The following is a 15394-nucleotide window of genomic DNA, read 5'->3' on the forward strand; positions in this document are numbered from 1 at the left end:
ACATCCCTCGAAAGAATGAGTTTCGACGGGATGTCGAGGGGGCGGCGACAGGCCCGGGGCCGCTCCCGGGCCGGCCGGTCTCAGTCGCGCGCCTCGGCCAGCAGCCGCTGCAGCCGGGTGACCCCCTCGACGAGGTCGGCGTCGCCCAGGGCGTACGACAGCCGCAGGTAGCCGGGGGTGCCGAAGGCCTCCCCGGGCACCACCGCCACCTCGGCCTCGTCCAGGATCAGCGCGGCCAGCTCCGCCGAGGTCGCCGGCCGGCTGCCGCGGATCTCGCGGCCCAGCAGTCCCTTCACCGAGGGGTAGACGTAGAACGCGCCCTCGGGCTCCGGGCAGACCACGCCGTCGATCGCGTTGAGCATCGCCACGATGGTCCGGCGGCGGCGGTCGAAGGCCGCCCGCATCTCGTCGACGGCCGACAGGTCGCCCGCCACGGCGGCGAGCGCGGCCCGCTGCGACACGTTCGCGACGTTCGAGGTGGCGTGCGACTGCAGGTTGGCCGCGGCCTTCACCACGTCCGCCGGGCCGATCAGCCAGCCCACCCGCCAGCCCGTCATCGCGTACGTCTTCGCCACGCCGTTGACCACGATGCACCGGTCGCGCAGCTCGGGCAGCAGGGCCGGCAGGGAGGTGAACTCCGCGTCGCCGTAGACCAGGTGCTCGTAGATCTCGTCCGTCAGCACCCAGAGCCCGTGCGCGGCGGCCCAGCGGCCGATCGCCCCGGTCTCCTCGCGGGTGTAGACCGCGCCGGTCGGGTTGGACGGCGACACGAACAGCACGACCTTGGTCCGGTCGGTGCGGGCCGCCTCCAGCTGCTCCACCGAGGCCTTGTAACCGGTGGTCTCGTCGGTGACGACCTCGACCGGCACACCGCCCGCGAGCCTGATCGCCTCCGGGTAGGTCGTCCAGTACGGGGCCGGGACGACGACCTCGTCGCCCGGGTCGAGGATCGCGGCGAACGCCTCGTAGATGGCCTGCTTGCCGCCGTTGGTGACGAGCACCTGCGAGGCGTCGACCGCGTAGCCGGAGTCGCGCAGCGTCTTCGCGGCGATGGCGGCCTTCAGTTCGGGCAGGCCGCCGGCCGGGGTGTACCGGTGGTTCTTCGGGTCCTGGCAGGCGGCGACGGCGGCGTCGACGACGTAGCCGGGCGTCGGGAAGTCGGGCTCGCCCGCTCCGAAGCCGATGACCGGCCGTCCGGCGGCCTTGAGGGCCTTGGCCCGGGCGTCCACGGCGAGCGTGGCGGACTCGGCGATGGCGCCGATGCGGGCGGACACCCGGCGGTCGGCAGGACTGGCGTGGGCGGGGGTGGGAGCGCTCATGGGGTGCATGGTCGCAGAGGGGTCCGGGGCCGGTCACGGGCGTTCCAGCATGCGTACCGGCCGTCCCGTGCCCGGGCGGGCGCCGCACGCGACGGGATCACGGTGGAATGAGGTTCGACCAAACGCTCAAGAACCCGTATGCTCGTCGCTCGATGGCCCCCGAAGTGCGGTTCCGCCGATGCGTCCACCACGCAGCGTCCCGGATACGGTAGGTTGGGGGTCAACTCCGGGGCCGCGAGGCACCGTAGGGCACTAGCTCAATTGGTAGAGCACCGGTCTCCAAAACCGGCGGTTGGGGGTTCGAGTCCCTCGTGCCCTGCTGCTTGATCCGTACCGAGCCCGTTCGCTCCGCAGAGCGAGCGGGCTTGATGCGGAGAGGGCCCCGCCAGCTACGCATTCGCCGGATCGGTCGTGCCGCCAGGGCACGCCCCTCGGCAGGACCCGGATTCAGGTGAGGACGAGTGACGGAGACCACGGGCTCCACCGCGACGCCTGAGAGCGGCAACCCCGAGGGTGCCGACGGCGCTGCCGCCACGCCTGAGGGCGATGACAAGGCTCTCTCCCGTCGCGATCGCAAGCGTGCCCGCAAGGGCGAGGGCGGCGAGCGCAAGTCGGGCAAGCGGGCCAAGAAGGGCCTGTTCGCCCGCATCGCGATCTTCTACCGCCAGATCATCGCCGAGCTCCGCAAGGTCGTCTGGCCGAGCCGCAACGAACTGCTCCAGTACACCACCGTGGTCGTGGTGTTCGTCGTGGTGGTCATGCTGGCCGTCTACGGCATGGACACCGGCTTCGCGAAGCTCAGCCTCGTCATCTTCGGCTGATCCCCGCCGCCGGACCGGCCGACCTCTCCTCGTCGGACGCCTCCGGCCCGCCGGACGACGCCCCCGGAAGCCCGCCCGCCCGCACACCCGATCGACACCAGGCCCCGCGCCCGGTGCGGGGTGAGCGGCGAAGGCGGGCTTTCGGCGCAGACCGGGCAGGCCCGCTACCGTTGACTCGGTACTGTTGAGGTATCCGTTCCACATCCCAGGAAAGAAGCAGCGCCCGTGTCTGAGTCCCCCCTGTACGACGCCGACGAGACCGTCACCGAGGCGGATGTCGCGGCCGAGGCTGCCGACACCGAGGCCGTGGAGCAGATCCTCGACGCCGCGGACGCCGACGAGGACGAGGTCGAGGCTTCGGACGAGGCGGAGGCGGGCGAGCCGGCCGAGGTCGACGCGCTGCACGAGGCCGCCGACGACGAGGCGTCCGACGCCGAGGCCGAGGACGAGGAGTCCGAGGTCGACGACGAGGCCGAGCCCGCCGAGGAGGTGGAGGTCGACCCGGTCGTCGAGTTCCGCGAGAAGCTCCGCCTGGCCCCCGGCGAGTGGTACGTCATCCACACCTACGCCGGCTACGAGAACCGCGTGAAGCAGAACCTCGAGCAGCGCTCGGTCTCGCTGAACGTCGAGGACCGCATCTTCGAGTCGGCCGTGCCGCAGGAAGAGGTCGTCCAGATCAAGAACGGCGACCGCAAGACCATCCGCCAGAACAAGCTGCCCGGCTACGTCCTGGTCCGCATGGAGCTGGACGCCGAGTCCTGGGGCGTCGTGCGCAACACGCCCGGTGTCACCGGCTTCGTGGGCAACGCCTACGACCCGTACCCGCTGACCCTGGACGAGGTCGTCAACATGCTCGCCCCGGACGTCCAGCGCGCCGCGGCGAAGGAGGCCGGCAAGGCCTCGCCCGTCCGCCCGGTCGAGGTCCAGGTGCTCGACTTCGAGGTCGGCGACTCGGTCACCGTCACCGACGGCCCGTTCGCCACCCTGCAGGCGACCATCAACGAGATCAACCCGGACTCGAAGAAGGTCAAGGGCCTCGTCGAGATCTTCGGCCGCGAGACCCCGGTCGAGCTGTCGTTCGACCAGATCCAGAAGAACTGATCCACGCCGTCGGCTGCGGGGCGGGGCCTCGGCCCCGCCCCGCAGCCGTTTTGGTCCAGGGCCGCATCAGCGGTTAGCCTGGTCCGATGTGTGTGCCGGCGGCCGGGTGTCGCCCCGGCCGATGCGCGCACCAGCAATCGCCTCTCGGAAGGACCCGGAGAGAAATGCCTCCCAAGAAGAAGAAGATCACGGGGCTCATCAAGCTTCAGATCAAGGCCGGCGCGGCCAACCCGGCGCCGCCGGTCGGCCCCGCGCTCGGTCAGCACGGCGTCAACATCATGGAGTTCTGCAAGGCCTACAACGCTGCGACCGAGTCGCAGCGCGGCATGATCGTGCCGGTGGAGATCACGGTCTACGACGACCGTTCCTTCACCTTCATCACGAAGACGCCGCCGGCCGCGCGCCTGATCCTCAAGGCCGCGGGCGTGGACAAGGGCTCCAGCGAGCCGCACAAGACCAAGGTCGCGAAGCTCACCAGCGCCCAGGTCCGCGAGATCGCCACCGTGAAGCTCCCCGACCTGAACGCCAACGACCTGGACGCGGCGGCGAAGATCATCGCCGGCACCGCCCGGTCGATGGGCATCACCGTCGAGGGCTGATCAGCCCAGTCGTCCCCGTGGTAGGGCCCAGCGCGGCCCGCTCCCACCACGAACTCCATCACCTCCAGGAGACGCAGTGAAGCGCAGCAAGGCTCTCAAGGCCGCGGACGCCAAGGTCGACCGCAGCCGCATCTACGCCCCGCTCGAGGCCGTCCGCCTCGCCCGCGAGACGTCCACCACCAAGTTCGACGCGACCGTCGAGATCGCCATGCGCCTGGGTGTCGACCCGCGCAAGGCCGACCAGATGGTCCGCAGCACCGTGATCCTCCCGCACGGCACCGGTAAGACCGCCCGGGTCCTGGTCTTCGCGACCGGCGACCGTGCCGAGGCCGCGCGTGCTGCAGGCGCCGACATCGTCGGTTCCGACGAGCTCATCGACGAGGTCGCCAAGGGCCGCCTCGACTTCGACGCCGTCGTCGCCACCCCGGACCTCATGGGCAAGGTCGGCCGCCTCGGCCGCGTGCTCGGCCCCCGTGGCCTGATGCCGAACCCGAAGACCGGCACCGTCACCCCCGATGTCGTGAAGGCCGTCAACGACATCAAGGGCGGCAAGATCGAGTTCCGCGTCGACAAGCACTCGAACCTGCACCTGATCATCGGTAAGGCCTCCTTCACCGACGAGCAGCTGGTCGAGAACTACGGCGCCGCGCTCGACGAGGTCCTCCGTAGCAAGCCGGCCGCCGCCAAGGGCCGCTACATCAAGAAGATCGCCTTCTCGACCACCATGGGCCCCGGCATCCTGGTGGACCCGAACCGCACCCGCAACCTCCTCGTCGAGGAGGACCCGGCCGCCGTCTGAGCACCCGTGCTCCGACCGTAGCCGCGTCCTGTGCGCAGGCGCAGTCCGTCCCGACGGGCCCGCACCCTCTCCAACGGAGGGCGCGGGCCCGTCGGCGTACGCCGCCGGACCACGGGGGTCCCGGACCGGCGGCCGCAGGGCATGACAGGGTGGGCACCCGGGACGGACGGCGGACGGCAGACGGAGGGAGGCGGCGGCATGGCGCCACGAAGGGCTCGCAGGGCGGCCGCGGCCACGGCCCTCGCCCTGCTGCTGACCGCCTGCGGCGGCGCCCCCGGCGGCACGCCCTCGGCGTCGCCGAGCTCCACGGCCGACCCCACCGCCCTCGCCACCCCGACCGACCGCTCCCCGCACGGGGTGCTGCTCGCCGCCCAGCTGGCGATGCACACCGCCCGCCGGGCGCGGTTCGGCGGCAACCTCGGGAGCGACTCGGTGGCGGGCCTGCTCTTCTGGGCGCCGAAGACGGTGCTCCAGCTGAAGCGCCCCGGCACCACCGAGCAGCTCGTCGTGCTCGACACCACCGCCTACCGCGGCGGGGACACCGCCACCGCGGCCCTGCTCGGCGGCCCGCACTGGCGGAAGTACACCGGGCCGGCGGGACCGGACGGCGAGCTGACCGTGCCGTACGCGGACACCGTCGACCGGCTCAACCCGCTGGTGGCCGTCACCGCGGCCGCCGCCGCAACGGCCCCGGAGCGGATCGGCGAGGAGGAACTCGACGACACCGCGGTGGAGCACTACCGGGTGGCCCTCACGGCAGCGGACTACGCCGGCGCGCAGGTCCTGCTGACGCCCGCCCGCCGCGCGGCCCTGCGGACGGCGCTGGGTGGCGACGGGGTGGTCACGCTGGACCTGTGGCTGAACGACCGCGACCAGGTCGTCCAGTTGCACCGCACCGGGTCCGGCACGGCCGGCCGGGTCGACGACACGCTGCGGTTCGAGGACTTCGGGGGCCCGCTCTCCGTCCAGGCCCCGGCGGAGGCCGACACCTGGGACGCCGCCGGCCGGAGCCTGCCCCCGCTGTAGCCGGGGTGCCCGCCGTGGGCGATTTGGCCACGGCCCGGGGTGTCGGTTACGGTGGTGTCTGCCAAAGACCGCTGGTTGTTGCCCTGCCTTCGCAAGGAGGACGGGCAGCCGAAGGATCTGCGAATTACCGCAGACGGCCCGCGCAGGAGTGTTTGGAGCTTGGACTTCCGTCCGTCGCGACCCGTCGCGTCGGTCGTCGAGGTCGTTGGAGCCCCGTGCGCCTGCGCACTGGGGCTCTCACTGTTTTGCTGAGGCTTCCTTCCGGCCGGTGTGTCGAGGCGTTGCATGGTCGACTGCTCCATGGTCGGCCCGACTTCGACATCACGGAAGGAGGCGTAAGCCTATGGCAAGGCCCGACAAGGCTGCTGACGTCGCGGAGATCACGGACAAGTTCCGTGCCTCGAACGCGGCCGTGCTGACCGAGTACCGCGGTCTGACGGTGAAGCAGATGAAGAATCTGCGTCGCTCGCTGGGGGAGAACGCCCAGTACGCCGTGGTGAAGAACACGCTGACCAAGATCGCGGCCAACGAGGCCGGGATCTCCGAGCTGGACGACCTGTTCGCGGGTCCGACGGCTGTCGCCTTCGTCACCGGTGACCCGGTGGAGTCGGCGAAGGCTCTGCGTGACTTCGCCAAGGAGAACCCCGCTCTCGTCATCAAGGGCGGTGTCCTTGACGGTAAGGCGCTGTCCGCCGATGAGATCAAGAAGCTCGCGGACCTCGAGTCCCGCGAGGTGCTGCTCGCCAAGCTGGCCGGCGGCCTGAAGGCGTCCATGGCCAAGGCCGCGGCGACCTTCCAGGCTCCGCTGGTGGAGTTCGCCCGCACCGCCGAGGCGCTGCGAGCGAAGGTCGAGCAGGGCGGTGCCGGTACGCCGGCTCCCGCCGCCGAGGACGAGGCCGCGGAGTAGTTCCGCGGGCTCCTGCCTCGCTGCGGGCCCGTACGCCCGCCATCCCGTACATCCGGCACCACCTGCCGATTTAGTGGAAGGACGCCACCATGGCGAAGCTGTCCCAGGACGAGCTGCTCGCGCAGTTCGAGACCCTGACCCTCATCGAGCTCTCCGAGTTCGTCAAGGCGTTCGAGGAGAAGTTCGACGTCAAGGCTGCCGCCCCGGTCGCCATCGCCGGCGGTCCGGTTGCCCCGGTCGCCGAGGCCGTCGAGGAGCAGGACGAGTTCGACGTCGTCCTCGAGGCCGCCGGTGACAAGAAGATCCAGGTCATCAAGGAGGTGCGCGCCCTGACCTCCCTCGGCCTGAAGGAGGCCAAGGACCTCGTTGACGGCACCCCCGCCGTCGTCCTGGAGAAGGTTGCCAAGGACGCCGCGGAGAAGGCCAAGGCCGCCCTTGAGGGCGCCGGCGCCAAGGTCACCGTCAAGTGACTCCACGCCCCCTCTGAGGGGGCGTACGGCCGGGCCGGTCACCCTTCGGGGTGGCCGGCCCGGCCTTTTTGCGTTCCCGGGCCGCCTGAGGGCCCCGCACGGCCCCGGCCGGGGCCGCTGAACCCCTCCCGCAGGCCGGAGCCGCCAGCGGCCCCCCGGGGGCTCGCCGCACCCGCCCGCCGCGCACCCGGCCCCTGTCGGTGGCGGCGGGTAGGGTGATCACCGTCACTGTGCACGCCCCCGACCACGGACTCTGTAACGCCGTCGGAGGCCGGAGCGATGAGGTGCACGAGGTCCGCACTGCGGTGGGGGCCTTGACGAGCGGGAGCAGGCGCGCGATTCTCGATTCGCGCGCCGCACTCGGAGACGTCCGCCCCGGTTGGAGCGGCCCTGGATGCATATTCAGAGGCCCCAGCGGGAAGTGACTCCGAGTAGAGGTGCGGTGGTCCGGGAGTTCCCGGGCCACTGGGTTGTACGAGGGCAGGGGCACCCCTGCGCACCGCCCCCCGGGAGGGGGTTCGGGGCGTACGGGATGCGACCGGAGGGAGTGTCCGATTCGGTCTCCGAATCAGGGCTTGTCAGCAGTGTCGCCATTGGCTACACTGTCCCTTTGCGCTGCCTGTTAGCTGCTCCGTGACTCGTCGCCCGGAGTCTGCGCTGCCCTGTTGGGGTCTGGCACCGCCTCCGTAGACCAGTTCCGACCTGGGGATTCATCCTCCGGCCGGGCAGGTGTCCGAAGGTGGGATCGGCTCCCGTCATGGCCCGGCCGGTACGCGCGTAGTGAGCTCCGAGCCCTCGGAAGGACCCCCCTCTTGGCCGCGCCGCGCAACGCCTCGAACAATTCCGCCGCATCCACCGCCCCGCTCCGCGTCTCGTTCGCGAAGATCAAGGAGCCCCTTGAGGTCCCGAACCTCCTGGCCCTGCAGACCGAGAGCTTTGACTGGCTGCTCGGCAATGCGGCCTGGAAGTCCCGGGTCGAGGCGGCACTGGACAGTGGTCAGGACGTCCCCACGAAGTCCGGTCTGGAGGAGATCTTCGAGGAGATCTCCCCGATCGAGGACTTCAGCGGGTCGATGTCGCTGACCTTCCGCGACCACCGTTTCGAGCCGCCGAAGAACTCCATTGACGAGTGCAAGGACCGCGACTTCACCTTCGCGGCCCCGCTCTTCGTCACGGCCGAGTTCACCAACAACGAGACCGGTGAGATCAAGTCTCAGACGGTCTTCATGGGCGACTTCCCGCTCATGACCCACAAGGGCACGTTCGTGATCAACGGCACCGAGCGCGTCGTCGTGTCGCAGCTGGTCCGTTCCCCCGGCGTGTACTTCGACTCCACCCTGGACAAGGTGTCCGACAAGGACATCTACTCCTCGAAGATCATCCCCTCCCGCGGTGCCTGGCTGGAGATGGAGATCGACAAGCGCGACATGGTCGGTGTCCGCATCGACCGCAAGCGCAAGCAGTCGGTCACCGTCCTCCTCAAGGCCCTCGGCTGGACCACCGAGATGATCCTGGAGGAGTTCGGCGAGTACGAGTCGATGCGCGCCACCCTGGAGAAGGACCACACCCAGGGCCAGGACGACGCGCTCCTCGACATCTACCGCAAGCTGCGCCCCGGCGAGCCGCCCACGCGTGAGGCCGCGCAGACGCTGCTCGAGAACCTCTACTTCAACCCGAAGCGCTACGACCTCGCGAAGGTCGGCCGCTACAAGGTCAACCGGAAGCTCGGCAACGGCGAGTCCCTGGACTCCGGCGTGCTCACCGAGCCCGACATCATCAACACCATCAAGTACCTGGTGAAGCTGCATGCCGGCGAGACCGAATGGCGCGACGACGAGGGCCGCGACATCGTCATCGAGGTCGACGACATCGACCACTTCGGCAACCGGCGCCTGCGCAACGTCGGCGAGCTGATCCAGAACCAGGTCCGTACGGGTCTCGCCCGCATGGAGCGCGTCGTGCGCGAGCGCATGACGACCCAGGACGTCGAGGCGATCACGCCGCAGACCCTGATCAACATCCGGCCGGTCGTCGCCTCCATCAAGGAGTTCTTCGGCACCAGCCAGCTGTCGCAGTTCATGGACCAGACGAACCCGCTGTCGGGCCTGACCCACAAGCGTCGTCTGTCCGCGCTCGGCCCCGGTGGTCTGTCCCGTGAGCGGGCCGGCTTCGAGGTCCGTGACGTGCACCCCTCGCACTACGGCCGCATGTGTCCGATCGAGACCCCCGAAGGCCCGAACATCGGTCTGATCGGCTCGCTCGCGTCGTACGGCCGGGTGAACGCCTTCGGCTTCATCGAGACCCCGTACCGCAAGGTCATCGACGGTGTCGTCACCGAGCAGGTCGACTACCTCACCGCCGACGAGGAGGACCGCTACGTCATCGCGCAGGCCAACGCCCCGCTCACCGCGGAGCTGACCTTCGCGGAGCCGCGTGTCCTCGTCCGCCGCCGCGGCGGCGAGATCGACTACATCCCCGGCACCGAGATCGACTACATGGACGTCTCGCCGCGCCAGATGGTGTCGGTCGCGACCGCCATGATCCCGTTCCTGGAGCACGACGACGCCAACCGCGCGCTCATGGGCTCCAACATGATGCGCCAGGCCGTGCCGCTGCTGAAGAGCGAGGCACCGCTGGTCGGCACCGGCATGGAGTACCGCTGCGCCGTCGACGCCGCCGACGTCATCACCGCCGAGAAGTCCGGCGTGGTGCAGGAGGTCTCGGCCGACTACGTCACCGTGGCCAACGACGACGGCACGTACACCACGTACCGCGCCGCCAAGTTCACCCGCTCGAACCAGGGCACCGCCTTCAACCAGAAGGTGCTCGTGGACGAGGGCGCCCGGGTGGAGGTCAACCAGGTGCTGGCCGACGGCCCCTGCACCGACGAGGGCGAGATGGCCCTCGGCAAGAACCTCCTCGTGGCGTTCATGTCGTGGGAGGGCCACAACTACGAGGACGCGATCATCCTGTCGCAGCGCCTCGTGCAGGACGACGTCCTCTCCTCGATCCACATCGAGGAGCACGAGGTCGACGCCCGTGACACCAAGCTGGGCCCCGAGGAGATCACCCGGGACATCCCGAACGTCTCCGAGGAGGTCCTCGCCGACCTCGACGAGCGCGGCATCATCCGCATCGGCGCGGACGTCGTCACCGGCGACATCCTGGTCGGCAAGGTCACGCCCAAGGGCGAGACCGAGCTGACCCCGGAGGAGCGCCTGCTCCGCGCGATCTTCGGCGAGAAGGCCCGCGAGGTCCGCGACACCTCGCTGAAGGTGCCGCACGGCGAGTCCGGCAAGGTCATCGGCGTCCGCGTCTTCGACCGCGAGGAGGGCGACGAGCTGCCCCCCGGCGTCAACCAGCTCGTCCGCGTCTACGTGGCCCAGAAGCGCAAGATCACCAACGGTGACAAGCTCGCCGGCCGCCACGGCAACAAGGGCGTCATCTCGAAGATCCTGCCGGTCGAGGACATGCCGTTCCTGGAGGACGGCACCCCGGTCGACATCATCCTCAACCCGCTGGGTGTCCCGTCCCGCATGAACCCGGGACAGGTGCTGGAGATCCACCTCGGCTGGCTCTCGAAGCAGGGCTGGGACGTCTCCGGCCTCGCGGAGGAGTGGGCCCAGCGCCTCCAGGCGATCGGCGCGGACAAGGTCGAGGGCGGCACCAACCTCGCCACCCCGGTCTTCGACGGCGCCCGCGAGGACGAGATCACCGGCCTGCTGGACCACACCACGCTCACCCGTGACGGCGAGCGCCTGGTGAACTCCACCGGCAAGGCCCGGCTGTACGACGGCCGCTCCGGCGAGCCGTTCCCGATGCCGGTCTCGGTCGGCTACATGTACATCCTCAAGCTGCACCACCTGGTCGACGACAAGCTCCACGCCCGTTCGACCGGCCCGTACTCGATGATCACCCAGCAGCCGCTCGGTGGTAAGGCGCAGTTCGGTGGTCAGCGATTCGGTGAGATGGAGGTGTGGGCCCTCGAAGCGTACGGAGCCGCGTACGCGCTGCAGGAGCTGCTCACCATCAAGTCCGACGACGTCCTCGGCCGTGTGAAGGTCTACGAGGCCATCGTCAAGGGCGAGAACATCCCCGAGCCCGGCATTCCCGAGTCCTTCAAGGTCCTCATCAAGGAAATGCAGTCGCTCTGCCTCAACGTGGAGGTGCTGTCCTCGGACGGCCAGTCCATCGAGATGCGCGACTCCGACGAAGACGTGTTCCGCGCCGCCGAGGAGCTCGGCATTGACCTGTCCCGGCGCGAGCCGAGCAGCGTCGAAGAGGTCTGACGGAGGTGGGGCCGGCTGCCCCTGAACCAGGCAGCCGGCCCGCCCCCAGGCCCCCCTCAGACCACAGACAAACTCTCGAATCACGAAAGAGGGCTTGACGACCAGTGCTTGACGTCAACTTCTTCGACGAGCTCCGCATCGGCCTGGCCACCGCCGACGACATCCGCCAGTGGTCCCACGGCGAGGTCAAGAAGCCGGAGACCATCAACTACCGCACCCTGAAGCCCGAGAAGGACGGACTCTTCTGCGAGAAGATCTTCGGCCCCACCCGGGACTGGGAGTGCTACTGCGGCAAGTACAAGCGCGTCCGCTTCAAGGGCATCATCTGTGAGCGCTGCGGCGTCGAGGTGACCCGCGCCAAGGTGCGCCGCGAGCGGATGGGCCACATCGAGCTCGCCGCCCCGGTCACCCACATCTGGTACTTCAAGGGTGTCCCGTCCCGCCTGGGCTACCTGCTCGACCTGGCGCCGAAGGACCTCGAGAAGGTCATCTACTTCGCCGCCTACATGATCACCTGGGTCGACGACGAGCGCCGCCAGCGCGACCTGCCCTCCCTGGAGGCGCACGTCTCCGTCGAGCGGCAGCAGATCGAGAACCGCCGCGACTCCGACCTCGAAGGCCGTGCCAAGAAGGCCGAGACCGACCTGGCCGAGCTGGAGGCCGAGGGCGCCAAGGCCGACGTCCGCCGCAAGGTCCGCGAGGGCGCCGAGCGTGAGATGAAGCAGCTCCGCGACCGTGCCCAGCGCGAGCTGGACCGCCTCGACGAGGTGTGGAGCCGCTTCAAGAACCTCAAGGTCCAGGACCTGGAGGGCGACGAGCTGCTCTACCGCGAGCTCCGCGACCGCTTCGGCACCTACTTCTCCGGCTCGATGGGCGCCGCGGCGCTCAAGGACCGCCTGGAGTCCTTCGATTTGGCGGAGGAGTCCGAGCGCCTCCGCGAGATCATCCGCACCGGCAAGGGCCAGAAGAAGACCCGTGCGCTCAAGCGCCTCAAGGTCGTCTCCGCGTTCCTGCAGACCACCAACAAGCCCAAGGGCATGGTGCTGGACTGCGTCCCGGTCATCCCGCCGGACCTGCGTCCGATGGTGCAGCTGGACGGTGGCCGCTTCGCGACCTCCGACCTGAACGACCTGTACCGCCGCGTCATCAACCGCAACAACCGCCTGAAGCGCCTTCTCGACCTCGGTGCCCCCGAGATCATCGTGAACAACGAGAAGCGCATGCTCCAGGAGGCCGTCGACGCGCTCTTCGACAACGGCCGCCGCGGCCGCCCGGTCACGGGCCCCGGTAACCGCCCGCTGAAGTCGCTCTCCGACATGCTCAAGGGCAAGCAGGGTCGTTTCCGCCAGAACCTGCTCGGCAAGCGCGTCGACTACTCGGCCCGTTCGGTCATCGTCGTCGGCCCGCAGCTCAAGCTGCACCAGTGCGGCCTGCCCAAGGCCATGGCGCTGGAGCTCTTCAAGCCGTTCGTGATGAAGCGCCTGGTCGACCTGAACCACGCGCAGAACATCAAGTCGGCCAAGCGCATGGTCGAGCGCGCCCGCCCGGTCGTGTGGGACGTCCTCGAAGAGGTCATCGCCGAGCACCCGGTGCTGCTGAACCGCGCGCCCACCCTGCACCGCCTCGGCATCCAGGCCTTCGAGCCCCAGCTGGTCGAGGGCAAGGCCATCCAGATCCACCCGCTCGTCTGCACCGCGTTCAACGCGGACTTCGACGGTGACCAGATGGCCGTCCACCTGCCGCTCTCCGCGGAGGCGCAGGCCGAGGCCCGCATCCTGATGCTGTCCTCGAACAACATCCTGAAGCCGGCCGACGGCCGTCCGGTCACCATGCCGACCCAGGACATGGTGCTCGGTCTGTTCTTCCTCACCTCGGACCGCGACGAGGTGAAGGGCGCCGGCCGCTCCTTCTCCTCCACCGCCGAGGCGATCATGGCCTTCGACGCCCGCGAGCTGGACGTCCAGGCCCCGATCGAGCTGCGCCTGCCCGCCGGCACGGTGCCGCCGCGCGGCTGGACCGCCCCGGTCGACGAGGACGGCCAGACCACCTGGTTCGAGGGCGAGCCCTTCCGGCTCACCACGACCCTGGGCCGCGCGCTCTTCAACGAGCTGCTGCCCGAGGACTACCCCTTCGTCGACTACGAGATCGGCAAGAAGCAGCTCTCGGCCATCGTCAACGACCTGGCCGAGCGCTACCCCAAGGTGACCGTCGCCGCGACGCTCGACAACCTGAAGGCCTCCGGCTTCCACTGGTCGACCCGTTCCGGCGTCACCGTCTCGATCTCCGACGTCGTCGTCCCGCCGAGCAAGCCCCAGATCCTCGAGGGCTACGAGGCGCAGGCGGAGAAGGTCCAGCGGCAGTACGAGCGCGGCCTGATCACCAACGACGAGCGCAAGAGCGAGCTCATCGGCATCTGGACCCGGGCGACCAACGAGGTCGCCGAGGCCATGAACGCGAACTTCCCGAAGACCAACCCCATCTTCATGATGGTGGACTCGGGTGCGCGCGGAAACATGATGCAGATGCGCCAGATCGCCGGTATGCGCGGTCTGGTCTCGAACGCCAAGAACGAGACGATCCCGCGTCCCATCAAGGCCTCGTTCCGTGAGGGCCTGTCCGTGCTGGAGTACTTCATCTCCACCCACGGTGCCCGTAAGGGTCTCGCCGACACCGCCCTGCGTACCGCCGACTCCGGCTACCTCACCCGTCGTCTGGTCGACGTCTCCCAGGACGTCATCATCCGCGAGGAGGACTGCGGCACCGAGCGCGGCCTCAAGCTGGCGATCGGCACGGTCGGTGCCGACGGCGTCCTGCGCAAGACGGACGACGTCGAGACCAGCGTCTACGCCCGCATGCTCGCCGAGGACATCACCGTCGACGGCAAGCTGCTGGCCACGGTCAACACCGACCTCGGCGACGTCCTGATCGACGAGCTGATCCGCCACAACATCGGCGAGGTCAAGACCCGCTCGATCCTCACCTGCGAGTCCGCGGTCGGCACCTGCGCCATGTGCTACGGCCGTTCGCTGGCCACGGGCAAGCTGGTCGACATCGGTGAGGCGGTCGGCATCATCGCCGCCCAGTCCATCGGTGAGCCCGGCACCCAGCTGACCATGCGTACCTTCCACACCGGTGGTGTGGCCGGTGACGACATCACCCAGGGTCTGCCCCGTGTCGTCGAGCTCTTCGAGGCCCGTACCCCCAAGGGTGTGGCCCCGATCTCGGAGGCCGCGGGCCGGGTCCGCATCGAGGACACCGAGAAGACCCGCAAGGTCGTCGTCACCCCCGACGACGGCAGCGACGAGATCGCCTACCCGGTCTCCAAGCGCGTGAAGCTGCTGGTCTCCGAGGGCGAGGCGGTGGAGGTCGGCCAGAAGCTGACCGTCGGTGCCACCAACCCGCACGACGTCCTGCGCATCATGGGCCAGCGTGCCGTCCAGATCCACCTGGTGGCCGAGGTCCAGAAGGTCTACAACTCGCAGGGTGTGTCGATCCACGACAAGCACATCGAGATCATCATCCGGCAGATGCTCCGCCGCGTGACGATCATCGAGTCGGGCGACGCCGAGCTGCTTCCGGGCGAGCTCGTCGAGCGCGGCCGCTTCGAGACCGAGAACCGTCGCGTGGTCTCCGAGAGCGGTCACCCCGCCTCGGGCCGTCCGCAGCTGATGGGTATCACCAAGGCCTCGCTGGCCACCGAGTCCTGGCTGTCGGCCGCCTCCTTCCAGGAGACGACCCGGGTGCTCACAGACGCGGCGATCCACGCCAAGTCGGACCCGCTGCTGGGCCTCAAGGAGAACGTCATCCTCGGCAAGCTCATCCCGGCCGGTACGGGTCTGCCCCGCTACCGCAACATCCGGGTCGAGCCGACCGAGGAGGCCAAGGCCGCGATGTACTCGGCCGTCGGCTACGACGACTACGACCTGTCGCCCTTCGGCGCCGGCTCCGGCCAGGCGGTTCCGCTGGACGACTACGACTACGGCCCGTACAGCGGCTGACGGTCACGTCACGGGCGCAGGGCGGTCACCCCGGAAGGGGTGGCCGCCCTGCGGCGTTCCCGCCC

At 69.4% G+C, this 15394-nt stretch carries 10 protein-coding genes and 1 tRNA gene; 10 read left to right on the forward strand and 1 reads right to left on the reverse strand.

Annotated elements, in window-relative coordinates; translation table 11 throughout:
- Positions 1 to 80: 80 nt before the first annotated feature.
- Positions 81 to 1319 (reverse strand): pyridoxal phosphate-dependent aminotransferase, encoded by a 1239-nt coding sequence (locus tag OG335_RS22095; RefSeq protein WP_405012854.1) that lies wholly within the window; start codon positions 1317 to 1319, stop codon positions 81 to 83.
- A 246-nt stretch (positions 1320 to 1565) separates the two neighbouring features.
- Between OG335_RS22095 and OG335_RS22100 the strand changes: the two genes are divergently transcribed.
- The 10 genes from OG335_RS22100 to OG335_RS22145 all read left to right on the forward strand — a co-directional run bounded on the left by OG335_RS22100 (position 1566) and on the right by OG335_RS22145 (position 15329).
- Positions 1566 to 1638: transfer RNA gene (locus tag OG335_RS22100), tRNA-Trp, on the forward strand.
- A gap of 142 nt (positions 1639 to 1780) precedes the next feature.
- Complete coding sequence (secE, locus tag OG335_RS22105) at positions 1781 to 2140, forward strand: preprotein translocase subunit SecE (protein WP_405012855.1); 360 nt, start codon at positions 1781 to 1783, stop codon at positions 2138 to 2140.
- A 225-nt stretch (positions 2141 to 2365) separates the two neighbouring features.
- Entirely contained in the window at positions 2366 to 3241 is an 876-nt protein-coding gene (gene nusG, locus OG335_RS22110) for a transcription termination/antitermination protein NusG (protein ID WP_405012856.1), read from the forward strand.
- A 164-nt stretch (positions 3242 to 3405) separates the two neighbouring features.
- Complete coding sequence (gene rplK, locus OG335_RS22115) at positions 3406 to 3840, forward strand: 50S ribosomal protein L11 (protein ID WP_405012857.1); 435 nt, start codon at positions 3406 to 3408, stop codon at positions 3838 to 3840.
- Positions 3841 to 3916: 76 nt separating this feature from the next.
- Positions 3917 to 4639 (forward strand): 50S ribosomal protein L1, encoded by a 723-nt coding sequence (rplA, locus tag OG335_RS22120; RefSeq protein ID WP_405012858.1) that lies wholly within the window; start codon positions 3917 to 3919, stop codon positions 4637 to 4639.
- A 198-nt stretch (positions 4640 to 4837) separates the two neighbouring features.
- Positions 4838 to 5665 carry a hypothetical protein gene (locus tag OG335_RS22125; protein WP_405012859.1) on the forward strand — a complete coding sequence of 276 codons (828 nt, stop codon included), beginning with the start codon at positions 4838 to 4840 and terminating at the stop codon, positions 5663 to 5665.
- Between the two features lie 343 nt (positions 5666 to 6008).
- Positions 6009 to 6572 (forward strand): 50S ribosomal protein L10, encoded by a 564-nt coding sequence (gene rplJ, locus OG335_RS22130; protein ID WP_405012860.1) that lies wholly within the window; start codon positions 6009 to 6011, stop codon positions 6570 to 6572.
- An 89-nt stretch (positions 6573 to 6661) separates the two neighbouring features.
- Complete coding sequence (rplL, locus tag OG335_RS22135; RefSeq protein WP_405012861.1) at positions 6662 to 7042, forward strand: 50S ribosomal protein L7/L12; 381 nt, start codon at positions 6662 to 6664, stop codon at positions 7040 to 7042.
- Between the two features lie 812 nt (positions 7043 to 7854).
- Positions 7855 to 11331 carry a DNA-directed RNA polymerase subunit beta gene (rpoB, locus tag OG335_RS22140; protein ID WP_405012862.1) on the forward strand — a complete coding sequence of 1159 codons (3477 nt, stop codon included), beginning with the start codon at positions 7855 to 7857 and terminating at the stop codon, positions 11329 to 11331.
- A gap of 104 nt (positions 11332 to 11435) precedes the next feature.
- Positions 11436 to 15329 carry a DNA-directed RNA polymerase subunit beta' gene (locus tag OG335_RS22145; RefSeq protein WP_405012863.1) on the forward strand — a complete coding sequence of 1298 codons (3894 nt, stop codon included), beginning with the start codon at positions 11436 to 11438 and terminating at the stop codon, positions 15327 to 15329.
- The last annotated feature ends 65 nt before the right edge of the window (positions 15330 to 15394 follow it).

Origin of the sequence: Kitasatospora sp. NBC_01539 (assembly GCF_045040525.1) — a bacterium.
Lineage (GTDB): Bacteria > Actinomycetota > Actinomycetes > Streptomycetales > Streptomycetaceae > Kitasatospora.

Coding starts and splice junctions, on each gene's coding strand:
- rplL (WP_405012861.1), top strand. CDS start 6,662: ATGGCGAAGCTGTCCCAGGACGAGCTGCTCGCGCAGTTCGAGACCCTG.
- rplJ (WP_405012860.1), top strand. CDS start 6,009: ATGGCAAGGCCCGACAAGGCTGCTGACGTCGCGGAGATCACGGACAAG.
- OG335_RS22095 (WP_405012854.1), bottom strand. CDS start 1,319: ATGAGCGCTCCCACCCCCGCCCACGCCAGTCCTGCCGACCGCCGGGTG.
- rplK (WP_405012857.1), top strand. CDS start 3,406: ATGCCTCCCAAGAAGAAGAAGATCACGGGGCTCATCAAGCTTCAGATC.
- OG335_RS22125 (WP_405012859.1), top strand. CDS start 4,838: ATGGCGCCACGAAGGGCTCGCAGGGCGGCCGCGGCCACGGCCCTCGCC.